The organism is Streptomyces sp. NPDC051684 (assembly GCF_044453445.1).
Lineage (GTDB): Bacteria > Actinomycetota > Actinomycetes > Streptomycetales > Streptomycetaceae > Streptomyces.
In genome coordinates, this window is record NZ_JBITCS010000012.1 from 104,285 (window position 1) to 125,862 (window position 21,578).

Genomic DNA, 21,578 nt, shown 5'->3' on the forward strand with positions numbered 1-21,578 from the left:
GTGCGACGTGTGACTGGGTCAGTACGCATCCGAACCCTCGACTTCCGCCTCGTTGACCGGTGTTGGACACACGCTAGGAACGCCGTCGACCGGCGTTAAGCGCGCCGTGCTGATGCGGGTATTCGCAAGTTGGATGAACCGTTCCGGGTGTCCTCGGTGAGGTCCCGGGTGCCCGGTGGCACCTGTGACGCCTCGATCTCGCGCAGCAGCGTGCGCGCGGGCGGTGTCAGGGTCCGGGTGGTGGACCAGTGCACCGCGACCCGGCGCCCGCACGGCACGTCGAGCCTGCGCGCCACGACACCCGAGGTGTCCGCGGTGGCGACGGCGAGGAGGTTGGTGACACCGATGCCGAGGCCGCTGCGGACCAGCGAGATGAGGGTCTGCGGCTGGTTGGTGGCCTGGACGGCGTTGGGCTCCAGGCCGCGCTCGCTGAACGCGCGGTACGTCTCGAAGCCCATCGCCTCGGGGGAGCCGAGCCGGCCGATGGTGATCAGGGGGTGCGCGGCCACCGCCGCCAGCGGCAGCGGCTCCGGCAGTTCGGCCAGCAAGTGGTCGGGCGGGTGGACCGCGATCAGGCCCTCCCACCACAGCGGCCGCGACTCCACCGAGGGGCCCGGCGGAGGTGCCATCGGGCGCAGGCAGACGTCCACCTCGCCGCTCGCGAGCGCCGCGTCGAGCTCCAGGGTGGAGCGCTCGACCAGGACCACCTTGATGGCGGGCCGGGTGCGCGCCATGCGTTCCAGGAGCTGCGGCACGAACGCCACGCTCGCGCTCGGGTAGCTGCCGAGCGTCACCACGCCCCGCGCGGCGCCGCGGTACCCGGCCATCGCGGCCTCGGCCCCGGCGAGCCGGCGCAGGATGGCGCGCGCGTGCTCGGCGAGGACCGCGCCCGCGTCGGTGGGTGTCACCGGGCGCCGGTCGCGGTCGAACAGCGGCACCCCCGCCTCCCGTTCGAGGGCGGCGACATGCATGCTCACGCGCGGCTGGGAGCGGTGGGTCAGTTCGGCCGCCGCGCTGAAGCTGCCGGTGTCCACGACGCCGAGGAAGGAGACGAGCCATTCGAGACGCAGATCGGAACGGAGCATGCCTCTCGTCTACCGTCGCCAGAGCGCCGCGGACCAGAAGGGACCGGCTTTCAGAGGAGGGCCGATACGGTTTCCGAATAGCGTGCGAAACCGTGAACCCGCTTGCGCGGCACGCCGGTTCAGCGCGGCGCCCCCGACGGTGCCTCGATGTGCTCGATCCAGTACTCGCGGGTCAGCGCGTCGACCCCGGCCGGGGCCACCCCGCGCAGATGCACCATGTCGCCGTCGGTGCCGGCGATCCGCCCGTGCTTCTGCAGTTGCAGGATGTGGTACCGCTCCGGCTTGAACCCGAGTTCGACGTCGACGGCGAACCGCCCCCGGGGATCGCGGAGTTCCCCCACCCCGGGCCCGACCTTCCCGGTGGCCTGCACGCTCAGCCACACCTGGTAGACGATCACGAGGAGCACCACCACCGCGATCTTCCGCAGCGTGGGACTCTTCGCGGTCCTACGAAGCAGCGACGACGTCGGCGGCACCGTCCTCATCCCCTTCCCCTGACAGCAGCGCGTTGACCCGGTCCACGGCGGCCCGGAACTCCGGCAGCGTCACGGCGGTGTCCCAGCGCCGGGGCCGGGGCAGTGCCACGTCGACGATCTCCCGCACCCGGCTGGGGCGGCGGGTGAGCACCACGACGCGGTCGGAGAGGAACACCGCCTCGTCGACGTCGTGGGTGACGAAGAAGACGGTCGGGCGGCGGCTCTCGAAGATGCCGGTGAGGTCCTCTTGCAGCTTGCGCCGGGTCTGCGCGTCGATGGAGGCGAACGGCTCGTCCATGAGCATCACCGCCGGTTCGTTGGCGAGCACGCGGGCCACGCCGAGCCGCTGCTGCATGCCGCCGGACAGCTCGTGCGGATAGCGGTGCTCGAAGCCCGCGAGGCCGACCAGGTCGAGGAACTCCCGTGCCCGGTCGGCGCGTTCGGCCTTCGGCACCCCGCGCATGCGTGGGCCGAAGGCGACGTTGCCGAGCACCGTCTTCCACGGGAAGAGGGCATGGCTCTGGAACACCACACCCCGGTCGGGTCCTGGGCCGTGCACGGGCGCGCCGTCCACGGAGACCGTGCCGCCGCTCGCCTCGACGAACCCGGCGACGATGTTCAGGACGGTGGTCTTGCCGCAGCCGCTCGGCCCGAGGACCGACACGAACTCGCCCTCCTGGACACCGAAGGAGACCTCGTCGATGGCTGTGACCTCCTCGCCGCCGTAGTCGTCGGCGTAGGCCTTGCGCAGTTTGCTGATCTCCAGAGCGGTCATCCGTCGTTCTCCCACCAGCTCGTTCGTCGGTCGCCGGTCACCCGTCGGCCTCCAACCTGCGGACCATTCCCCAGCGTTCGACGGTCGCCCGCTCGAACGGGGCCAGGATCAGCGCGTCCAGCGCGTGCCAGAGCGCGCCGAGGACGACCATGCCGAGGAAGACCTGGCTGATGTCGCCGACCGGGCGCGCGTCGAACATCATGTAGCCGATCCCGCTCGTGCCGACGATGATCTCGGCGGCCACCAGGGCCCGCCAGCCGTAGCCGAGCCCGGTGCGGATGCCGCCCGCCACCGACGGCAGCGACCCCGGCACGACCACCTCGACGAACACCCGCCACCGCCCGGCTCCGAGGCTGCGCGCCGCCCGCACCAGTTCGCGCGGCACCTGCTCGACGCCCGCGACGACGCTGAGCATCAGCGGGAAGACGATGGTGTAGACGATCACGAAGGTGACGGCGGTCAGGCTGAAGCCGAACCAGACGATGACGATCGGCAGCCACGCGATGTCCGCGATGGCCTGGAAGAACAGCAGGATCGGCCAGAAGAACCGGCGCAGTCGGCCGATCATCGCCACCGCGAAGCCCAGCGGCAGCCCGATGAGCAGACCGAACCCGACGCCGTACGCGAGGCGGGTCAGGGAGTCGGAGAGATAGCCCGGCAGGATGCCCTTCTCCAGGAGACCGCCGAGCGTAGCGAGGACGGTTCCGGGGCCCGCGAAGAACGAGCGGGGGAACACCTCGAACTCGGCCAGCAGCCACCACAGGGCGACGACCGGCACGAACGGGCCGAGCGTGCGGACGGTGCCGCTGCGCAGCAGGCGCCGCCACACGGGCGCGGGCGCCGTGGACAGTGCGGCCATCAGCGGTTCACCCCCGTCATGCCCCAGCGCTCCACCGTGCGCCGCTCCAGGGGTGCGAGCAGGAGCCGGTCCATCAGCAGCCACAGCACCCCGATGATCACCATCGAGGCGATGATGACGTCCGTGCGGAAATACTTCTGCGCCTGGAACAGCGCGTAGCCGAGGCCCGCGCTGCCCGCGATGATCTCGGCGGCCACGAGCCCGCGCCAGCCGTAACCCAGGCCCACGCGAAGCCCGGTGACGATGCTCGGCAGGGCGCCCGGCAGCAGGATCTCCCAGAGCATCCGGACCCGCCCCGTGCCCAACGAGCGTGCCGCTCGCAGCAGTTGGACCGGGATCTGGCGCACGCCCAGCATCGCGTTGTACGTCAGCGCGAAGAACATCGCGTTCCACACGATGAAGACGACCGCGCGGTCCCCGTAGCCGAACCACAGCGTCGCCACCGGGATCCACGCGATGCCCGCGAGGGCCACCGAGAACCGCAGCAGCGGTGCGAAGAACGCGGACAGTGCCCGGCTGGAGCCGAGCGCGATGCCGAAGGGCAGCGCGGTCACCAGCGCGAGCACGATCCCGATCCCCATCCGCCGCAGGCTCGCGCCCAGATGGCGGGCCAGGTCACCGCTCGCCGCCATGTCACCGAGCGCCCTGAGCACATCGGTCACCTGCGGGAACACCCGCAGCGGCGTCCCCGTGACGGCCACGGTCACCGCCCAGGCGACCACGAGTACGGCGAGCGGCCCGACGAACCACAGCGCGGCGACGGCGCGCGAACGGCGGCGCCGCGCGCGGGGCTTCGCCGGGCGGCCCGGGGCCGCGGTCGCCGGGCCCCGGAGCGCCTCCTTCGTCGTCGGCGGGGTCACGACGGGCAGGCCTTCGAGGCGCTCGCCCGGTCGAAGCGGTAACCGCCGCCGACGGCCGCCGCCTTCGGCACGGCGGGCAGATCCCGGAACAGCTTCGGGTTGGCCGCCATCACCTTCAGGATCGGCTTGGGGTCGAAGTACCGGTCGACGTCGAAGCCCGCCTTGACGGCGCCCTGCTTGGCGAGCAGCCGGGCCTGGGTGTCGAGGGCGAGGTAGTTGCAGGCGGAGAAGCGCGGGTCGAGCTGCTTCACGTTGTGCCGCATCGCCTCCACGGCCACCGCCTTCTTCGTGCCGGGCAGCCACCGCGTCGCGGAGTCGGCCGCGTCCTTCGGGTTTTCGCGCATCCACTGGTCGGTGCGCGCCCGCGCCGTCAGGAACCGCTCGACGACCTCCGGGTGCTTCTTCGCGTACGAGGGGGTGGTGACGATGTAGCCGATGAACGGGATGTGGCCGCCGCCGCGCAGCACCTCCTTGGCGCCGTCGACCTGGTCGACGATGGTGATGGGGAACGGGTCCCAGACGATCGCGGCGTCGATGCCGCCAGTCTTGAGGGCGACCGCCATGTCCGGCGGCTCCGTGTTCACGATCTTGATGTCACCGGTCTTCAGACCGGCCTCGCGCAACAGGCCGAGCAGATAGAGGTGGTTGATGGAGCCCTCGGAGACGCCGATCTTCTTGCCGCGCAGGGACGTCAGGTCCTTGCCGTCCACGCCGGAGCCGGCGGCCGCGACCACGGCCATCGTCTCGTCGATGCTCTTCCGGCTCGACGAGCCGGTGTAGTTGCCGACGAGCGACAGGTCGATGCCCTTCTGTGCGGCGGCGATGGCGGGCGTGCCGACCTGGACGAAGTCGACCTCGCCCGCTTGCAGGGCGTTGAGCGCGTCGACGCCGGTCGGGTACGGCTGGGCCAGCTTCACGTTGAGGTTCTGCTCGTCGAAGTACCCGGCCTCCACTCCGGACGGCAGCCCTATCTGGTCGACGGCGGACACATATCCGGCTCTGACGCGGGTCGGCGCCGCCGCGCCCGCGCCGGACGCACCCTCTACGGCGTCGTCCACGGTGGAACCGTCGGAACACCCCGCGAGCAGCAGGATTCCCGAGCATGCCGCCACGGCGACGTGGCGTTTGGCGCGAACCATTGGCTTCTCAACTCCTCATCGGACCGGTGTACTTGCTGACGGTGGCGGCCGGTCGGCGCCGAGGTGCCGCAGCGCGGCGTCGACGTCCTCGCGGCGCGGGATCGGGGTGACGGCGCCGGGCCCCGTCGTGGTGAGGGCCGCAGCGACCGCCGCGTACCGGGCGGCCTCCTCGGGAGCGGCCCCGGCCAGGAGACGCGCCGCGAAGGCGCCGTCGAAGGCGTCACCGGCGCCGGTGGTGTCGACCGGGTCGACCCGGTGCGGCGGGATGCGGGTGACCGTCCCGTCGTGCGCGAGAAGAGCCCCGCGGTCGCCCATCTTCAGGACCACGATCGAGGGGCCGCGCCGCACGAACGCCGCGAGGACGTCGTCCGGCGTGTGCAGCCCGGTGAGCAGCCGCCCCTCGGCGAGGTTCGGCAGCGCGATGTCGCACAGCTCGATGCTGCGCCAGGCCACCGCGCGGGCCCGTTCGGCGGGCCACAGCGCGGGCCGGATGTTGGGGTCGTAGCTCACCAACGTCTCGTTGTCCCGCGCCAGTCGCATCGCGTGGAAGGCCGCGTCGCAGGCGGAGGTCGAGATCGCCTGGGTGATGCCGCTCAGGTGGAGCAGGCGGGCCCGCGCGATCGCCTCGGCCGGCAGGTCGGCGGGGGCGAGGCGGCTGGCGGGGGACCGTGCCCGGTAGTACGTGAAGGAACTCTCGGCCGGGGTGCGGGCGACGAAGTAGATCCCGGTCCGCCCGTCCGGCTCGCGGATCACGTGCTCGGTCGCGATGCCCTCCCGCTCCCACAGGCGCAGGAAGGCGGCGCCGAAGTCGTCCTCGCCGATGCGGGTCACGTACCCGGTGCGCGCCCCCGAACGAGCGGCGGCCACCAGGAAGTTGGAGGTGTCGCCGCCGTGCCCGACGGTGAAGGAGGAGCCCGCGCCGACTGGGCCGGGCGCGTCCGTGGACGTGTTGAACTCGAGGAGCGGCTCACCGGCCGCGAGGATGTCCACGCCGCCCTCAGATCCGGTGGTACTTCTCGAGCCCGCCCCGCAGCGAGCCCGATTCCAGGATCAGGACGGTCTGCTCGCGCTCCCGTCGCTCGATCTCCTGTGCGGCGTCGAGGACTTGGGGCACGAGGCCGGCGGGCACGCACACCACGCCGTCGCTGTCCGCCACGATCAGGTCGCCGGGGCACACCCGCGTACCGCCCATCTCCACCGGCTCGTTGAGGCTGACCGTGCGATAGCGGCCGACGGTGGTGGCCGGAACGCCACCGTGGGCGTAGACGGGGAAGCGCGGGTAGTCGCGGCGGATCTCCTCGATGTCGCGCACACCCGCGTCGAGGACCGCGCCCGCGACACCGTTGGCGACGGCGCCCGCGCTCATCAGGCCGCCCCACACCGCGACGTCGGCGCCGCCCGCCGCGATGCAGACGACGCTGCCGGGCGCCGACTCGTCGATGGCCCGCAGCGCGTGCTCCGGCGGGGCCGGCTCGGGCGAAGGCACCTCCAGGACGGTGACGGCCGGGCCGACGAGTTTGCCGGGCAGGACCTGGCGGATGGTGCCGGAGAGATAGCCGCGCGCTCCGCACTGCTCGACCGCGTCGGCGACGGACGCCGTGGCGATCGGGCGGAACGCCTCGATGGTCTCGGGGGAGAAGGAGTTGGCCATGCGGGATGTGCTCCTGTCCAGGTCGGCGATTCGACTGGGGCAACCGTAGGAGCGCACTGATGGGCCGTCAGTGGTCGGTCGCGAATGCGGCTATTCGACTAGCGGATGGCGCGGAGGCGGCCGGGGTGATCCTCCACGGCCAGGTGGGCCCCGGCAGCCGGTCGAGGCACTCCCGTACGGCCGCGACCGCGGGCGACTCCTCGCCGGTGCGCCACCAGGTGGCCACCGCCCGCTCGCACCCGGCGTCGCGGATCGGCACGAGGGCCACGCCCTCGGTGTCCGCGGTGGTCATGGCGAGCGCGTTGGTGACACCGACTCCGAGCCCGTGCCGGACCAGGGAGATCAACGTCTGCGGCTGGTTGGTGCGTTCGCGGATCACCGGCTGGAGGCCGAGGTTGGCGAAGGCGAGACCGGTCTCGTACTGGCGGCTGTGCCCGTCGTCGCTCTCCCCGATGCTGATCACCGGCTGGGCCACCGTCTGTGCGAGCGCCACCTCGGGCACGCCGGCCAGCGGGTGGTCGGCGCGGAACACCGCGACGAGCGGTTCGCGCCACAGCACCCGGCTGGCCACCTTGTCGGAGCTGACGAGCGGGTGCAGCGGTCTGACGGCCAGATCGACGTCCCCGTGGACGAGTTGTTCGCCAAGCTCCAGGCTCGGCCCCTCGTGCAGGACGAGCCGCACCCGCGGATGCGCCGCGCGCAGGGCGCGCACCGCCCGCGGGTACAGATGGGCGGCGGCGCTGGGATAGCAGCCGAGCCGGACCGTCCCGCACACCGTCCCCTCGGTGCTCTGCGCCATCAGGTTGAGCCGCCGCAGGATCTCCTCGGCGTGCGGGAGCAGCCCCCGCCCCTCCGGGGTGAGCGTCGCGGGCTGTACGGATCGGTCCACGAGCCGCCGCCCCACGAGCCGTTCCAGCGCGGCGATGTGGCTGCTCACCCGCGGCTGGGAGCGGTAGAGGGTCTTCGCGGCGGCGGAGAAGCTGCCGTGCCGGGCGACCGCCACGAAGCTGACGATCCAGTCGATGCGGTAGTGGTGCACGCTTGCGAGGTCCATGACGCCTCCAGTCGCCGAGATCGACCGGAACGCTACCCTCGGTGAGCCGCCAGCAGAATGGTGCGTGATCACCCCATCCGCCACCCTTCTCGGGCATCAGCGGATGAACTGGTCCACGTACTCCGCTCCGAGTCCCACCTTGGCGTAGTGCTCCCGGCACATCTCGATCTTCGTGAAGGTGTCCTCGTAGCCGATCTGGACGCCGTCCTCGTCGACGTAGGCCATCGCGCCCGTGATGTTGAAGAACGTGATCATCTCGGCGCAGTCCCCGGGCACGGCCAGCGTGTGGATCTCGCCGGGCGGCTCGTACACGAAGTGGCCCGCCTCGGCGACCCATTCGTGCTCGTAGTAGTGCCACTTGCCCTTGATGACGTAGCCGAAGACGACGCCCGGATGCCGGTGCCGGGACACGATGCCGGCGGCGGTCACCTTCAGCAGGTTGCACCATTGTCCGGTCACCGTGTTGAACATCAGCGGCCGGAACCACACGTTCGGCGCCTGCGGCACCCACGCCCGCTCGTCCTCGGGCAGCGCCGCCACGGCGATCTCCGGGGGTACGACGGAGGAGGCGGGGATGACCGGGCCTCGACTCTGTGACATGGCGTCATGTTCCTTTCTGTACGTGGTGGTTCGAGTTCCTACGTGGCGAGGTAGCCGCCGTCCACCGCGAGCACGGCGCCCGTGATGAATCCGGCGTCCGGGCCCGCGAGGAACGCGACGGCGCCCGCGATCTCCGCGGGCGTGCCCCAGCGCCCCATCGGGGTGCGGTCGATGATGCGGCGGGAGTTCTCCGGGTCCTCCTGAAGCGCCCGGGTGAGCGGGGTGCGGATCCAGCCGGGCGCCACCGCGTTGACCCGGATGCCCTGGTCCGCCCAGGCGACGGCGAGGGACTTCGTCAGCTGCATCACCCCGCCCTTGCTGGAGCTGTACGCGGGCACCTTGGGGCCGCCGAAGTAGCTCAGCATGGAGGCGACGTTGACGATGCAGCCGCCGGTGTCGGCGAGCGCCTTGCGGGCCGCGACGCAACTGCGCATCGTCCCGGTGAGGTTGACGCCGACGACATCGGCGAAGACCTCCGGTTCGTACTCCCGGCCGCGGGCGATCACCCCGGCCGCGTTGACCAGCACGTCGAGCCCGCCGAGCCCGTCGAGGAACGCGGCCAGCGCGTCCGGCCGTGTGACATCTAGCTCCACGGCCCGTACGCACGGCGGCAGTTCGCCCGCGCACCGGTCCGCGTCGAGGCCCGCGACGACGACCCCGTCCCCGTCGGCGGCGAAGCGCCGCGCGATCGCGGCGCCGATGCCGCTGGTCCCACCGGTGACCACCACGGTCCGCCCACCGGGCCCCGCCACCTCGTCCTGGTGCACATCCGCCCCCTTCTGTGTCCGGCTCGGAAGCGACCGCGAGCGCGATCGGCTCCGAGTCGACCACGAGGGCTGTTCAGGCGTCAGTTCTCATACGTGGGGGGAATGGGGGCCATTCGGATGCGGGCCTCCTCCCGGTTCGGGGGTGTCACCACTCCCCGGTACGGGGGTGTCACCACTCCGCGAACGATCCGTCCCCGTGCCGCCACACCGGGTTGTGCCAGCTCGCCGCCGAGCCGTCCGCCGCGCGGACCGCCTTCTCGTCGATGCGGACGCCGAGGCCCGGCAGCGTGGGGCGGGTGAAGTGGCCCTCGTGGAAGCGGAAGACCTCGGGGTCCGCGACGTAGTCGAGGAGTTCGGAGCCGTTGTTGTAGTGGATGCCGATGGACTGCTCCTGGATGAGGAAGTTCGGTGTGCAGAAGGCCAGCTGGAGGCCGGCCGCCAGGGCGACCGGGCCGAGCGGGCAGTGCGGGGCGACCAGCGCGTCGAAGGTCTCGGCGAGCGAGGCGATGCGCCGCGACTCCGAGATGCCGCCCGCGTGCGAGAGGTCCGGTTGCACGACCGCCACCCCGGACTGGAGGGCGGGCAGCATCTCCGTACGGGAGTACAGCCGCTCGCCCGTCGCGACCGGCGTCGTCGTGGACTCCACCACCCGGCCGATGCGGTGCGTGTACTCGGGCAGCACCGGCTCCTCGACGAACATCGGGCCGTACGGCGTGATGGCCTCCGCGGCGCGGACCGCGCCCGCCACCGTGCAGCGGCCGTGGAGGTCGACCGCGAAGTCCCCCTCGGGGCCCAGGACTTCGCGGGCCACCGCGGCGCGGGCCGCCATGGCGTCGAGTTCGGCGACTGTTGGGAGGCGGTTCGCGCGGCCCGAACCGTTCATCTTGACCGCCGTGAAGCCGGCCGCCGCCTGCTCGGCGATCTGGTCGCGCAGCTCGGCCGGCTCGTAGCCGCCCACCCAGCAGTAGGCGCGCACCCGCTCGCGTACCGGACCGCCCAGGAGCTGATGCACCGGTGCGTCGTACGCCTGGCCCGCGATGTCCCACAGCGCCTGGTCGAGGCCCGCGACGGCGCTGGAGAGGACCGGGCCGCCCCGGTAGAACGAGCCCTTGGTCATCAGCTGCCAGTGGTCCTCGACCCGCAGCGGGTCCGCGCCGACGAGGAACTGCTCGGCGAGTTCGTGGACGGCCGTGCGGACGGTGTCGGCGCGGCCCTCCACCACGGGCTCGCCCCAGCCGACGAGACCGTCGTCCGTCTCGATCCGGCACAGCAGCCAGCGCGGCGGGACGGCGAAGGTCTCGACTCGGGTGATCTTCAAGCCAGTTGCTCCCTTGCTCTGTGGCGCCGGACTACTCCTTGACGCTTCCCTCGGTCAGACCCGTGCGCCAGAAGCGCTGGAGGACGAGCATCGCGACGGCCAGCGGGATGACGGAGACGAAGGCGCCGCCGATGGTGTACTGCGTCAGCTCCGGCACCCGGTCGGCGGCCTGCTGCCAGGTGACCAGGCCGAGCGTGATGGGGTACTTCCGGTCGTCGGAGAGCATCACCAACGGCAGGAAGTAGTTGTTCCAGATGTGCACGAACTGGAAGAGGAACACCGTGACGAGCGCCGGGGTCATGATGCGGAGCACCAGCGTCGCGAAGATCCGCTCTTCGCCCGCGCCGTCCACCCGCGCCGCCTCCAGGAGCGAGTCGGGGATGGAGGCCTCCGCGTAGATCCGGCACAGGTACACGCCGAAGGGCGAGACGATGCTGGGGATCAGGACCGCCCAGTACGTGTCCGTCAGGTGCAGCTTGCTGAAGAGCAGGTACAGGGGGAGGGCGAGCGCCGTCGAGGGGACCAGGACGCCCGCCAGGACGAACTTGAACACCGCCTCGCGGCCCCGGAACCGGTACTTCGCGAGCGCGAAGCCGGCCGCCGCCGAGAACAGCGTGGCGAGCACCGCGCCCACCCCCGCGTACAGCAGGGAGTTCAGCGCCCACTGGAGATAGACGTGGTGGTCGTAGGAGAAGACGTTGCCCAGGTTGTGCAGCAGCTGCGGGTTGTCGAACCAGAAGCCGAACGAGCCGTAGAGGCTGTCGTTGTTCTTCGTCGCCGCGACGATCAGCCAGTACACGGGGACCAGGAAGTAGATCGCGGCGATGGTGAGGACCGCGACCAGTACGATCCGGCCCGGTGTGACACGGCGCGGCCTGTCGGCGGTCACGCCCTCGGGTGTCTTGACGTCGACGGCGCTCATCGCTCGCTCCTCTGCTTGCGGGTGACGAGGCTCAGGAAGCCGAAGGACAGGACCATCGCGACGACGGCGAGGATCACGGACTTGGCGGCGGCCACATAGATGTTGGCGTTGGAGAACGCGTCGAAGTACGCGCTGAGGTTCGGCGTGTAGTCGGGGATGACGGCCGGCGCGATCTTCTTGAGGACCAGCGGCTCCGCGAACAGCTGCATCGTTCCGATGATGGAGAACACGCAGGTGAGGACGAGGGCCGGGCGCACCAGCGGGATCTTGACACGCAGCGCGATCTGCCAGGGTCCGGCGCCGTCGATCCTCGCGGCCTCGTACAGCTCCTGGGGAATGGACTTGAGCTGGGCGACGATGATCAGCATGTTGTAGCCCGCGAACTCCCAGATCACGATGTTCGCGATGGACCACAGCACGTTGTCCGGGCCGAGGAAGTCCGGCTGAAAGCCCATGTCACCGAGCATCTCGGTGATGGGGCTGATGCCGGGGACGTACAGGAAGCCCCACAGGATCGTCGCGATGACGCCGGGGATGCCGTACGGGAGGAAGTACGTCGCCCGCATCAGGCCGGCCCAACGGTCGGAGATCTGGTCGAGCAGCAGCGCGAGCACCAGTGAGAGCAGCAGCATCACCGGGACCTGCACGATCCCGAAGAGCAGCACCCGGCCGAAGCCCTCCAGGAAGGCGTCCTGCTGGAGCGCGAGCGCGTAGTTGTCGAGGCCGCCGAAGACGACCTTCGGGGAGCCGAGCCCGAGCGGTCCCGAACGCTCGACCTTCAGCATGCTCTGGTAGATCGCGTAGAACACCGGGATGATCATCGCGAACAGATAGACCGCGAGGAACGGTCCGAGGAACATCCACGCCTTGCGGTCGGGCCTGGCCCGCCGGTTGCGGCGGCGACCGGTCGCCTTCGGGCCGGCGGCCGTGGACGCGGCGCCCTTGGCGTCGGATCGCGCGGACCTCACGGATGATGTCGTCATCGTGCGCTCCTCGCCTTGAGTCCCTTGGCCTTGAGGTCGTCGACGAACTTGGTCTGCGCGTCCTTCAGCGCGTCCACGAAGGAGCCCTTGCCCGCGAGGGCGAGCGCGAGGTTGTCCTGGATGTGGGTGAAGGACTGGGTGGTGGTCGGCGCGTACCGCCAGGAGGTGTCGACATTGCGGTCGGAGGTCTGGAAGACCTCGTTGTAGCGCTGGCCGCCGAAGAACGGGTCGGGCTTGCCGAGCGGCGTCTTCGGAAGGTCGATCTTGGCCGCCGGCCAGCCGTACCCGGCCTCGATCAGCAGCTTCATGCTGTCCGGATTCGTGTTCAGCCAGTGCGCGAACTTCAGTGCCTCGACCGGGTGTTGGGAGCCCTGGAGGATCGCGGTGGAGGAGCCGCCCCAGTTCGACGAGGCGTGCGCGCCCCGCTCCCACTGCGGCAGTTCGGCCACCGCCCACTTGCCCTTGGTGCGCGGGGCGTTGCCGCGGATCAGCGCGTCGTACCACTGCGCGCCGGGCCAGGTCGCCAGCTGCCCGGTTTGCAGCCCCTTGTAGAAGGCGCTCTGCGCGTCCTGCGTCTGCAACAGGAAGCGGTCCCGGATCAGTCCGTCCCAGTAGTCCGCGACCTCCAGGGACTCCTGCGAGGTCAGGTCGACGATCCAGGTGTCGCCCTCGGTGCGCACCCAGTGCGCGCCGCGCTGCCAGGGGAAGGACGCCCACCACTGGGCGTTGGACGGCGGGAAGGCCGTCATGTACGAGCCGTGCTTCTTGGCCTTCTTCGCGACGGCACGGAACTCGTCCCAGGTCCTGGGGGCGTCGGCGTCCCACTTCTCCAGGAGGTCCTTGCGGTAGAAGAGGCCCATTGGACCGGAGGCCTGCGGGATCGCGTACGTCTTGCCCGCGAAGACGCCCTGCTTCCACTGCCAGTCGACGTACTGGTCCTTGAGCTTGTCCGCGCCGAATTTGCTCAGGTTGGTCAGGCCGCCTTCCAGCATGAACTCGGGCAGCGCGTAGTACTCGACCTGGGCGAGGTCGGGCGGGTTGCCGGTCTTCAGGGAGGCGTGCATCTTCTGGTAGCCGCCGGAGGTGTTGGCGGGCACCATCTGGGCGACGACCTGGATGTCCGGGTTGCGCTTGTTCCACAGGGCCACCGCCTTTTGCAGCGGCACCCAGGTCCAGATCCTGAGGGTGACCTTCTGGCCCGGCTTGCGGCCGTGGTCCTTCGACATGCGGGCGGCGCCGGCGGATTCGCCGCAGGCCGCTACCGCGGGGGTCGCGGCGGTTGCTGCGGCCCACGTGAGGATGTTTCGCCGGGTGGGTGGTTGAGGCATCTGACCTCCTTGTCAGAGTGCGCGTTGCGGCATCCCGGCGTTGCGGTCTCGGGGCGCTGCCCCGGACCCCGCTGCTCAATCGCCGCAGGGGCTTGGTTGGCTCAAGCTGCCGCAGAGTCTCGAATCTCAGGTTTGGAGCACGGTGGCGCCATAGGCCGGAAGTGTGATGCGAGTGGTGGGGGGCGCGTCGACGGTGAGGCGGTCCCGCATCGGTGCGGGGAGGTCGACCGTCGTCTCGGTCCTGGCGTGGTTCAGGAGGAACAGGAAGCGGCCGCCTTCGCCCTCGCGGACGGTCGCCTGCACCTGGTCCGGCAGGTTCGGCAGGACGGGGGTCACTCCGGCCTCCCCGCGTACTCGGTCCAACAGGGTTCGCAGCGTGGCTGGTTCGAGGCGGGTGCCGACGTACCAGGCCGTACCGGCGCCGTAGGTGTGGCGGGTGACGGCGGGGCGGCCCGCGAGGTCGCCGTCCTCGAAGCGGGCGACGGCTTCGGCGCCCTCCAGGTCGATGGCCTCCGACCAGAGGTCGGCGAGACCGGTCAACTCGCCGCGCAGGCTGCGGTGTTGGCCTTCGTCGAGCGGCCAGAACTCCTCCGTGCGGATGCCGAGCAGCCGCCGCAGATGGGCCGGGTAGCCGCCGAGTTCGACCCGGTCGCAGTCGTCGACGATGCCGGAGAAGAAGGACACGACGAGGTGTCCGCCGCCCTCGACGTGGGCCGCGAGCCGCTCGGCGTTCTCCTGGCTGAGCAGATACAGGTTCGGTACGACGACGAGCTTGTACGAGGACAGGTCGCGGTCCGGCGGGACGATGTCGCACGGCACGCCCGCGTCGAACAGGGCGCGGTGGTGCGCGAGGTTGATCTCGGTCTGGTTCAGCGCCGTGGACGGGTGCGAGTCCAGCTCCAGGGCCCACCAGCTGTTCCAGTCGGTGAGGAGCGCGGCGTCGGCGGTCGAGCGGGTACCCGCGATCTCCGGGACCGATGCCAACTCCCGCCCCAGGGCCGAGACTTCGCGAAAGATCCGGGTGTCGGTCCCGGCGTGCGGGACCATCGCCGAGTGGTACTTCTCGGCGCCGCCGCGCGATTGGCGCCACTGGAAGTAGAGGACCGCGTCGGCGCCCTGCGCGACGGCCTGCCAGCTCCACAGGCGCATCCGGCCGGGCTGCTTCGGACTGTTGCGGGGGCGCCAGTTGACCGCGCTTGGCGCCTGCTCCAGGAGCAGCCAGGGCTGCCCGCCGCGCGCCGAGCGCATCAGGTCGAAGTTGTACGCGGCGGTGCGCTGCGGGTCCGCCTCGTACGGGTCCTGGTAGTGGTCGAGCGCCATCACGTCCATGTGCTGCGACCAGGCGAACGCGTCGACCGGCTTGTGGTTCGGCATCAGGTTCGTGGTGATCGGGACGTCCGGTGTGACGCGGCGCAGGACGGCCTCTTCGGCGAGGTAGCACTGGCGCAGCGCGTCGTCGCTGTAGCGCCAGAAGTCCAGCTGCTGGGCCGGATTGGCGAAGGTCGGGGCCAGGCGCGGCGGCAGGACCTCGTCGAAGTCGTCGTAGCGCTGCGACCAGAAGGCCGTGGACCAGGCCTCGTTGAGCGCGTCCACGGTCCCGTACCGCTCGCGCAGCCAGCGGCGGAAGTCGGCGGCCGACACGTCGCAGTAGCACTGGCGGGTGTGGCAGCCGAATTCGTTGCCGATGTGCCAGGTGTCGAGGGCCGGGTGCTCGGCGTAGCGGGCCGCGAGCCGTTCGACGAGGCGGGCGGCGTGCTCCCGGTAGACCGGGCTGGAGGGGCAGTAGTGCTGGCGGCCGCCGGGCCACTTGCGGCGGCCGTCCTCGGTCTCCGGGAGAACCTCGGGGTGCAGGCGGGAGAGCCACGGCGGCGGGGACGCGGTCATGGTGGCCAGACAGACCCGGATGCCAGCGTCGGCGAGGTTGTCCATGACGCGGTCGAACCAGCCGAAGTCGTATGCACCGGGCCGGGGTTCGACCTTGGCCCAGGAGAAGATCCCGGCCGTGACCATGGTGACCCCGGCCTCCTTCATCAGCCGGGTGTCCTCGGCCCAGACCTCCTCGGGCCACTGCTCGGGGTTGTAGTCGGCGCCGAAGTGGAGCATCGCACCTCACAGGATCCGTGGGATTCGCCGGTAGTGCTCAGGCCTGTTCAATCCATTAATTAGGAATTAACGTGGCGGAATATAGGAGCGTGAACTGAGGGGGGTCAACCCCTTGTGCGGCCGAACAGTTGACGAACATGTTCCCGGGTCACCGGAGAACCAGGAGGCAGCCCATGACAGCCCCGCGCGCCACCGACCGCTTCGCCGGGCGCACCGCCATCGTGACCGGGGCCGCCGCGGGCATCGGCGCAGCCACCGCCCGCAGGCTCGCCGCGGAGGGCGCCGCCGTCGTGCTCGCCGACATCGACGCGCGACACGGGTCCGAGGTCGCGCAGGAGATCGAGCGGGACGGCGGCCGCGCCGCGTTCGTGCCCGCCGACGTCGCCCGCGAGGAGTCCTGGCGGGAGGTGCTGACCGCCGTGCACGCCTTCGGCCCTGTCGGGGTCCTGGTCAGCAACGCCGTGAAGATCGAGGTCGCCCCCGCGCACGAGACCTCGCCCGAGTCCTGGAACCGTCAGCTGTCCATCGGGCTCACCGCGGCGTTCCTCGGTGTACGGACCTGCCTCGACGATCTGCGCGAGCAGGAGGGGGCCGTCGTCCTGGTCTCGTCCGTGCACGCCCGGCACGGCATCCCGGGCCACCCGGCGTACGCGGCGGCCAAGGGCGGCCTGCTGTCGCTGAGCAGCCAACTCGCCGTGGAGTACGGGCCGTCGGTGCGGGTCAACACGGTGCTGCCGGGGCCGATCCTGACCGGGGTGTGGGACCGGGTGCCGCAGGAGGAGCGGGAGGCGAGCGTCGCGGAGACCGCGGCCCGCCGTTTCGGCAGCCCCGACGAGGTGGCGTCCGCGATTGCCTTCCTCGCCTCGCCGGAGGCCTCGTACGTGACCGGGACGAGCCTCGTCGTCGACGGCGGCTGGAGCGTGGTGAAGTCGTCCGCGTGAACACGGGGTGAACGCCCGTCGCCCTGGGGATACTTGGCGGGCCGATACGTCGAGAGAACAGCAGGTAGGACATGGCGGGGTACGCGCGCCGCGGGGTGCACGGGCAGACCGTGGAGACCATCGCGCACCGGGTGCTGAGCGGCCGGATCGGGGAGGGCGACACGCTCGACCTCGGCGCGCTCCAGGACGAGCTCGGCGTCAGCCTCACCGCGCTGCGGGAGTCCCTGAAGGTGCTCGCCGCGAAGGGCATGGTCGACGCCCGGCAGAAGCGCGGCACCTTCGTACGGCCCCGCGCGGACTGGCACCTGCTCGACGCGGACGTGCTGCGCTGGCAGTTCGAGTCGGTGGACGCGGGCCTCGCGGCGGGCGCGGGCAATCCGCTGCTCGGCGACCTGGACGAGGTGCGCGGCATCGTCGAGCCGGCCGCGGTCCGGCTCGCCGCGCGCCGCCGCACGGTGGACGACCTGGCGGCGCTCGACGCGGCCCTCGAGGCGATGGGGGAGGAGGCCGAGGACGGCGCGGCCCACGCGGTCGAGGCGGACCTCGCGTTCCACGGTGCGCTGCTGCGGGCCTCGCACAACGAGTTGCTGGAGCGTATGGACCTGGTGATCGCGGCGGGGCTCGCCCACCGCGACCGCCTCGTGCACGGTACGGGCCGCCGCCCGGGGGACCCGGTGCCGAGCCACCGCGCGGTCCTGGATGCGGTCCGCGCCCAGGACCCGGACGCGGCGGAGGCCGCTATGCGGATGCTGCTGTCGCAGGCCGCGCGGGATCTTGAGTGGCTGCGGGGGCGGCGTTGACGTCGCGGGGCTCTGCCCCGGACCCCGCTGCTCAATCGCCGCAGGGGCTTTAAATAGTTGCGCCGATCAGTGTTCGCAGTTCGGAAAGTTCCGAATCCGTGAGGTCGACGAGCGGAGGGCGGACCGGACCCGCCGGGTGGCCCGTTGCCGTCATGCCCGCCTTCACGATGCTGACCGCGTACCCGGCCTTGCGGTTGCGGAGCTCCGTGTACGGGAGCACGAAGGCGCGCAGGTGCTTGAGGACGGTGGCGTGGTCCCGGCCGCGTACGGCGGCGTAGAAGTCGAGCGCGAACTCCGGCAGGAAGTTGAAGATCGCCGACGAGTAGGTGGTGACGCCGAGTTCGAGGTACGGCAGCGCGTACATCTCGGCGGTCGGCAGACCGCCGACGTACGTGAAGCGGTCGCCGAGCTTCGTGTAGATACGGGTCATGGCGTCGATGTCGCCGACGCCGTCCTTGTAGCCGATCAGGTTCGGGCAGGACTCGGCGACGCGGGCCAGGGTCTCCGCGCTGTACTGGGCGTTGGCCCGGCCGTAGACGATGACGCCGAGGTCCGTCGCCCCGCAGACCGTCTCGACGTGCTCGGCGAGGCCGTCCTGCGAGGCCTCGGTGAGGTACGGCGGGAAGAGCAACAGGCCGTCGGCGCCCGCCCGTTCGGCCGCCTGCGCGTACTCGATCGCGGTCCGCGTGCCGTAGCCGGCCGGGGCGAGGATCGGGGTGCCCTCGGGCGCCGCCCGCACGGCCGCGGTCACCACTCGGTCCGTCTCCGCGGCGGTCAGCGAGAAGAACTCGCCGGTGCCGCCCGCGGCGAAGAGGCCGCCGACCTCGTACTGCGACAGGCGCTCGATGTTGGCGCGGTAGGCGGTCTCGTCGAACGCGAGGTCGTCGGCCGTGAAGTGGGTGACGGGGAAGGAGAGCAGGCCCGAGCCGATGCGCTGGCCGAGCTCGGACGGGGTGAACGAGGACATGGGTGGTCTGCTCCTGCTGAGTGGTGAGGTCGGTGAAGAGCGGGTGTGAGGACGACGTTACGAGGCGTCACTCATGCGCGTCCAACACTGTTTTTGCATTCAGCGATACCCGGCAGGTATGGCGGGTGGGTCCGGTCATGGCTCTGGCGCGAGCCCCGCGCTGTCCGTCGGCGGGGCCCGCGCCAGAAGCGGGGGAGGGGCGGCGGGCCTACGGGCGCGCGCCCACCTCGTGCGTGGCGACCGTCCACGCGCGGGCCTGCTCGCTCAGGGTGATGCCGAGTCCGGGCCGGGAGGAGACGCGCATGCGGCCGTCGCGGGTCTCCAGGCGCTCGTTGAACAGCGGCTCCAGCCAGTCGAAGTGCTCGACCCACGGCTCGATCGGGTAGGCGGCTGCGAGGTGGAGGTGGATCTCCATCGCGAAGTGCGGGGCCAGTTGCAGGTTGTGGTGCTCGGCCAGCGTGGCCAGCTTGAGGAACTGGGTGATGCCGCCGATGCGCGGGGCGTCGGGCTGGATGATGTCGCAGGCGTTCGCCTTGATCAGCTCGACGTGCTCGGCGACCGAGGCGAGCATCTCGCCGGTGGCGACGGAGGTGTCGAGCGAGGCGGCGAGCGCGGCGTGGCCCTGCGCGTCGTAGGCGTCGAGCGGCTCCTCGATCCAGACGAGGTTGAACTCCTCCATCGCCCGGCCCATGCGCTGGGCGGTGGGCCGGTCCCACTGCTGGTTGGCGTCGACCATCAACGGCACGTCGTCGCCGATGTGTTCGCGTACGGCGGTCAGCCGGGCGAGGTCGGCCCTGCGGTCCGGGTTGCCGACCTTGATCTTGATGCCGCCGATGCCGCTGGCCAGGGACGCGGTGGCGTTCTCGAGGACCTGCTCGGTCGGCGTGTGCAGGAAGCCGCCGGAGGTGTTGTAGGTCTGCACCGAGTCGCGGTGGGCGCCGAGCAGCTTGGCGAGCGGGAGGGCGGCCCGCTTGGCCTTCAGGTCCCACAGGGCGATGTCGATCGCGGCGATGGCCTGCGTGGCGACGCCGCTGCGGCCGACGGAGGCGCCGGCCCACACCAGCTTCGTCCACAGCCGGCCGATGTCGCTGGGGTCCTCGCCGATCAGGTTGTCGGCGATCTCCTTGGCGTGCGCGAACTGGGCGGGGCCGCCGGCCCGCTTCGAGTACGAGAAGCCGATGCCGCAGTGGCCCCCGGTGGTCTCGATCTCCGCGAACAGGAAGGCGACCTCGGTCATCGGCTTCTGCCGTCCCGTGAGCACCTTGGCGTCGCTGATCGGCGTCGCGAGGGGCAGCGTGACGGACGAGAGCTTGATCCAGGCGATGGTGTCGAGGGTCGCCGCACCCTGACGGGAGGCGGCTGAACTGGCTGTGGACGTGCTGGTCACCACTGCGAATCCCTGGGGGTGTGAGCCGTTGGTTGCCCTTGACGCTAAGGTCGGCGATTGATCCACGTCCAACATAGTTTTTGGATGATCCAATACCAGGAGGGCATCGTTGTTCACGCTTGCGCAGCTGGCGAGCTTCGTGGCCGTCGCGGAGGAACTGCACTTCACGCGGGCCGCCGAACGGCTGCGGATGACGCAGCCGCCGCTCAGCCGGCAGATCCAGCTCCTGGAGCACGAGCTGGACGTGCAGCTGCTCGACCGGACGAATCGTACGGTCCGGCTCACGCCGGCGGGCCGTGCCTTCCTCAACGAGGCGCGCACGATCCTGCGGCAGGCCGAGGCGGCCACGCTCGCCGCGCGGCAGGTGTCCACGGGGGAGGCGGGGGCCATCGCGGTCGGGTTCACCGCGGCGAGTGCGTACTCCGCGCTCGGGCCGTTGCTCGACGTGGCGCGGACGTCCATGCCCGGAACGGAGATCGTGCTGCGCGAGAAGGTGACGCGGGACCAGCTCGAAGCGCTCACCGAGGGGTCGCTCGACCTCGGCATGATCCGGCCGTCCAGCACGGGGCCCGACCTGGAGACCCGGTCGACCACGCGTGAGGGGCTGCTCGCCGCGGTGCCGAGCGGGCATCCGCTCGCCGAGGGCGAAGGGCCGTTGCCGATGGGGGAGTTCGACGGTCAGGACGTGCTCATGTACTCGCCGATCGAGGCGCGGTACTTCCACGAACTGCTGGTCAGCATCTTCCGGGAGGCGCGGGTGCGGCCGCGGTTCACGCAGTACCTCAGCCAGGTGCACAGTCTGCTCGCGATGGTGCATGCGGGGTGGGGGATCGCGTTCGTGCCGGAGTCGGCGGCGCAGATGCGGTTTCCCGGGATCGCGTTCCGTCCGCTGGAGCTGTCCGACGCGACGCCGGTCGAGTTGCATCTGGTGTGGCGCAAGGCCAACGACAATCCGGCGCTGGCGGCGCTTTTGCGGTTGCTGTGACGGGGCCTGTTGCGGTCGGCCGTGCCTACGTCACGGGGCTCTGCCCCGGACCCCGCGCCTCAATCGCCGGCGGGGCTCGATTTGGCGCACTCGCCGCTGAACGTCACTAAGGTCGACCGCGTACCCCTCGACGTAGCAGGAGGAACCGTGTCCAAGCCCCCGCTGTCCGCCGCCGCCGTCGCGATGCTGGAACGTGCCAATCCGGCCACCGTCGCCACCCTCCGGTCCGACGGCTCACCCGTGTCCGCGGCCACCTGGTACCTCTGGGAGGACGGCCGCGTGCTGCTGAACATGGACGAGGGCCGGGTCCGCCTGGGGCATCTGCGCCGCGACCCGCGACTCACCCTCACCGTCCTCGACAAGGACAGCTGGTACACGCACATCACCCTCATCGGCAGGGCCGTCGAGATCCGCGAGGACAAGGGCCTCACGGACACCGACCGGATCTCGACCCACTACGCGGGCGGCCCCTACCCGGACCGCGAGCGCACCCGCTTCACGGCGGTCATGGAGATCGACCGCTGGCACGGCTGGGGCGAATTCCGCGACAGCAGCCAGGCCACCGTCTGAACAACCAC

22 protein-coding genes are annotated in these 21,578 nt (G+C 70.9%); 4 read left to right on the top strand and 18 right to left on the bottom strand.

The window, feature by feature from the left end; genetic code table 11:
- Nucleotides 1-95 precede the first annotated feature (95 nt).
- The 16 genes from ACIA8D_RS16820 to ACIA8D_RS16895 all read right to left on the bottom strand — a co-directional run bounded on the left by ACIA8D_RS16820 (nt 96) and on the right by ACIA8D_RS16895 (nt 15,920).
- Complete coding sequence (locus ACIA8D_RS16820; protein ID WP_399232737.1) at nt 96-1,085, bottom strand: LysR family transcriptional regulator; 990 nt, start codon at nt 1,083-1,085, stop codon at nt 96-98.
- Nucleotides 1,086-1,204: 119 nt separating this feature from the next.
- Nucleotides 1,205-1,561 (bottom strand): hypothetical protein, encoded by a 357-nt coding sequence (locus ACIA8D_RS16825; protein WP_399232739.1) that lies wholly within the window; start codon nt 1,559-1,561, stop codon nt 1,205-1,207.
- Entirely contained in the window at nt 1,533-2,336 is an 804-nt protein-coding gene (locus ACIA8D_RS16830) for an ABC transporter ATP-binding protein (RefSeq protein ID WP_399232741.1), read from the bottom strand. The genes ACIA8D_RS16825 and ACIA8D_RS16830 overlap by 29 nt, the downstream gene beginning before the upstream one ends.
- A gap of 37 nt (nt 2,337-2,373) precedes the next feature.
- The gene (locus tag ACIA8D_RS16835) at nt 2,374-3,195 is read right to left on the bottom strand and encodes an ABC transporter permease (RefSeq protein ID WP_399232743.1); all 822 of its coding nucleotides are present in this window, start codon (nt 3,193-3,195) and stop codon (nt 2,374-2,376) included.
- Entirely contained in the window at nt 3,195-4,055 is an 861-nt protein-coding gene (locus ACIA8D_RS16840) for an ABC transporter permease (protein WP_399232745.1), read from the bottom strand. Before ACIA8D_RS16840 ends, ACIA8D_RS16835 begins: the two co-directional genes overlap by 1 nt.
- The gene (locus ACIA8D_RS16845; protein WP_399232747.1) at nt 4,052-5,113 is read right to left on the bottom strand and encodes an ABC transporter substrate-binding protein; all 1,062 of its coding nucleotides are present in this window, start codon (nt 5,111-5,113) and stop codon (nt 4,052-4,054) included. The genes ACIA8D_RS16840 and ACIA8D_RS16845 overlap by 4 nt, the downstream gene beginning before the upstream one ends.
- Nucleotides 5,114-5,209: 96 nt before the next feature.
- Nucleotides 5,210-6,184 carry a sugar kinase gene (locus ACIA8D_RS16850; RefSeq protein ID WP_399232750.1) on the bottom strand — a complete coding sequence of 325 codons (975 nt, stop codon included), beginning with the start codon at nt 6,182-6,184 and terminating at the stop codon, nt 5,210-5,212.
- Between the two features lie 7 nt (nt 6,185-6,191).
- Nucleotides 6,192-6,845, bottom strand: a complete 654-nt coding sequence (locus ACIA8D_RS16855) for an RraA family protein (RefSeq protein ID WP_399232752.1) — start codon at nt 6,843-6,845, stop codon at nt 6,192-6,194.
- 67 nt (nt 6,846-6,912) lie between these two features.
- Nucleotides 6,913-7,899, bottom strand: coding sequence for a LysR family transcriptional regulator (locus tag ACIA8D_RS16860; RefSeq protein ID WP_399232753.1), 987 nt, complete (start codon nt 7,897-7,899; stop codon nt 6,913-6,915).
- 96 nt (nt 7,900-7,995) lie between these two features.
- Nucleotides 7,996-8,499, bottom strand: a complete 504-nt coding sequence (locus tag ACIA8D_RS16865) for a 2,4'-dihydroxyacetophenone dioxygenase family protein (RefSeq protein WP_399232755.1) — start codon at nt 8,497-8,499, stop codon at nt 7,996-7,998.
- Nucleotides 8,500-8,537: 38 nt separating this feature from the next.
- Complete coding sequence (locus ACIA8D_RS16870) at nt 8,538-9,266, bottom strand: SDR family NAD(P)-dependent oxidoreductase (protein ID WP_399232757.1); 729 nt, start codon at nt 9,264-9,266, stop codon at nt 8,538-8,540.
- 169 nt (nt 9,267-9,435) lie between these two features.
- Nucleotides 9,436-10,584 carry a galactonate dehydratase gene (gene dgoD, locus ACIA8D_RS16875; RefSeq protein ID WP_399232760.1) on the bottom strand — a complete coding sequence of 383 codons (1,149 nt, stop codon included), beginning with the start codon at nt 10,582-10,584 and terminating at the stop codon, nt 9,436-9,438.
- Nucleotides 10,585-10,615: 31 nt separating this feature from the next.
- On the bottom strand, nt 10,616-11,506 hold the full coding sequence (locus tag ACIA8D_RS16880; protein ID WP_399232761.1) for a carbohydrate ABC transporter permease: 891 nt from the start codon (nt 11,504-11,506) through the stop codon (nt 10,616-10,618).
- Nucleotides 11,503-12,366 (bottom strand): carbohydrate ABC transporter permease, encoded by an 864-nt coding sequence (locus ACIA8D_RS16885; protein ID WP_399232910.1) that lies wholly within the window; start codon nt 12,364-12,366, stop codon nt 11,503-11,505. The genes ACIA8D_RS16880 and ACIA8D_RS16885 overlap by 4 nt, the downstream gene beginning before the upstream one ends.
- A gap of 119 nt (nt 12,367-12,485) precedes the next feature.
- Entirely contained in the window at nt 12,486-13,817 is a 1,332-nt protein-coding gene (locus tag ACIA8D_RS16890; RefSeq protein WP_399232763.1) for an ABC transporter substrate-binding protein, read from the bottom strand.
- 126 nt (nt 13,818-13,943) lie between these two features.
- Nucleotides 13,944-15,920, bottom strand: coding sequence for a beta-galactosidase (locus ACIA8D_RS16895; RefSeq protein WP_399232765.1), 1,977 nt, complete (start codon nt 15,918-15,920; stop codon nt 13,944-13,946).
- Nucleotides 15,921-16,093: 173 nt separating this feature from the next.
- Here ACIA8D_RS16895 and ACIA8D_RS16900 point away from each other — a divergent pair, with 173 nt between their 5' ends.
- Together ACIA8D_RS16900 and ACIA8D_RS16905 are read left to right on the top strand one after the other, a co-directional pair.
- A complete protein-coding gene (locus ACIA8D_RS16900; protein ID WP_399232766.1) occupies nt 16,094-16,861 on the top strand; it encodes an SDR family NAD(P)-dependent oxidoreductase in 768 nt (255 codons plus the stop codon).
- A 71-nt stretch (nt 16,862-16,932) separates the two neighbouring features.
- Nucleotides 16,933-17,661 carry a FadR/GntR family transcriptional regulator gene (locus tag ACIA8D_RS16905; RefSeq protein WP_399232768.1) on the top strand — a complete coding sequence of 243 codons (729 nt, stop codon included), beginning with the start codon at nt 16,933-16,935 and terminating at the stop codon, nt 17,659-17,661.
- Nucleotides 17,662-17,710: 49 nt separating this feature from the next.
- Here the strand turns inward: ACIA8D_RS16905 and kdgD are convergent, their stop codons facing one another.
- Together kdgD and ACIA8D_RS16915 are read right to left on the bottom strand one after the other, a co-directional pair.
- Nucleotides 17,711-18,628 (bottom strand): 5-dehydro-4-deoxyglucarate dehydratase, encoded by a 918-nt coding sequence (gene kdgD, locus ACIA8D_RS16910; RefSeq protein WP_399232769.1) that lies wholly within the window; start codon nt 18,626-18,628, stop codon nt 17,711-17,713.
- 208 nt (nt 18,629-18,836) lie between these two features.
- A complete protein-coding gene (locus ACIA8D_RS16915) occupies nt 18,837-20,015 on the bottom strand; it encodes a mandelate racemase/muconate lactonizing enzyme family protein (RefSeq protein WP_399232771.1) in 1,179 nt (392 codons plus the stop codon).
- 109 nt (nt 20,016-20,124) lie between these two features.
- Here ACIA8D_RS16915 and ACIA8D_RS16920 point away from each other — a divergent pair, with 109 nt between their 5' ends.
- Entirely contained in the window at nt 20,125-21,000 is an 876-nt protein-coding gene (locus tag ACIA8D_RS16920; protein WP_399232772.1) for a LysR substrate-binding domain-containing protein, read from the top strand.
- A 147-nt stretch (nt 21,001-21,147) separates the two neighbouring features.
- On the top strand, nt 21,148-21,570 hold the full coding sequence (locus ACIA8D_RS16925) for a PPOX class F420-dependent oxidoreductase (RefSeq protein ID WP_399232774.1): 423 nt from the start codon (nt 21,148-21,150) through the stop codon (nt 21,568-21,570).
- Nucleotides 21,571-21,578 lie beyond the last annotated feature (8 nt).

What these genes read in the sequence shown, in the direction of transcription:
- ACIA8D_RS16820 (WP_399232737.1), bottom strand. Translation starts at nt 1,085, where the DNA reads ATGCTCCGTTCCGATCTGCGTCTCGAATGGCTCGTCTCCTTCCTCGGC.
- ACIA8D_RS16830 (WP_399232741.1), bottom strand. Translation starts at nt 2,336, where the DNA reads ATGACCGCTCTGGAGATCAGCAAACTGCGCAAGGCCTACGCCGACGAC.
- ACIA8D_RS16835 (WP_399232743.1), bottom strand. Translation starts at nt 3,195, where the DNA reads ATGGCCGCACTGTCCACGGCGCCCGCGCCCGTGTGGCGGCGCCTGCTG.
- ACIA8D_RS16855 (WP_399232752.1), bottom strand. Translation starts at nt 6,845, where the DNA reads ATGGCCAACTCCTTCTCCCCCGAGACCATCGAGGCGTTCCGCCCGATC.
- ACIA8D_RS16860 (WP_399232753.1), bottom strand. Translation starts at nt 7,899, where the DNA reads ATGGACCTCGCAAGCGTGCACCACTACCGCATCGACTGGATCGTCAGC.
- ACIA8D_RS16865 (WP_399232755.1), bottom strand. Translation starts at nt 8,499, where the DNA reads ATGTCACAGAGTCGAGGCCCGGTCATCCCCGCCTCCTCCGTCGTACCC.
- ACIA8D_RS16880 (WP_399232761.1), bottom strand. Translation starts at nt 11,506, where the DNA reads ATGAGCGCCGTCGACGTCAAGACACCCGAGGGCGTGACCGCCGACAGG.
- ACIA8D_RS16885 (WP_399232910.1), bottom strand. Translation starts at nt 12,366, where the DNA reads ATGTTCCTCGGACCGTTCCTCGCGGTCTATCTGTTCGCGATGATCATC.
- ACIA8D_RS16890 (WP_399232763.1), bottom strand. Translation starts at nt 13,817, where the DNA reads ATGCCTCAACCACCCACCCGGCGAAACATCCTCACGTGGGCCGCAGCA.
- ACIA8D_RS16895 (WP_399232765.1), bottom strand. Translation starts at nt 15,920, where the DNA reads ATGCTCCACTTCGGCGCCGACTACAACCCCGAGCAGTGGCCCGAGGAG.
- ACIA8D_RS16900 (WP_399232766.1), top strand. Translation starts at nt 16,094, where the DNA reads ATGACAGCCCCGCGCGCCACCGACCGCTTCGCCGGGCGCACCGCCATC.
- ACIA8D_RS16905 (WP_399232768.1), top strand. Translation starts at nt 16,933, where the DNA reads ATGGCGGGGTACGCGCGCCGCGGGGTGCACGGGCAGACCGTGGAGACC.
- kdgD (WP_399232769.1), bottom strand. Translation starts at nt 18,628, where the DNA reads ATGTCCTCGTTCACCCCGTCCGAGCTCGGCCAGCGCATCGGCTCGGGC.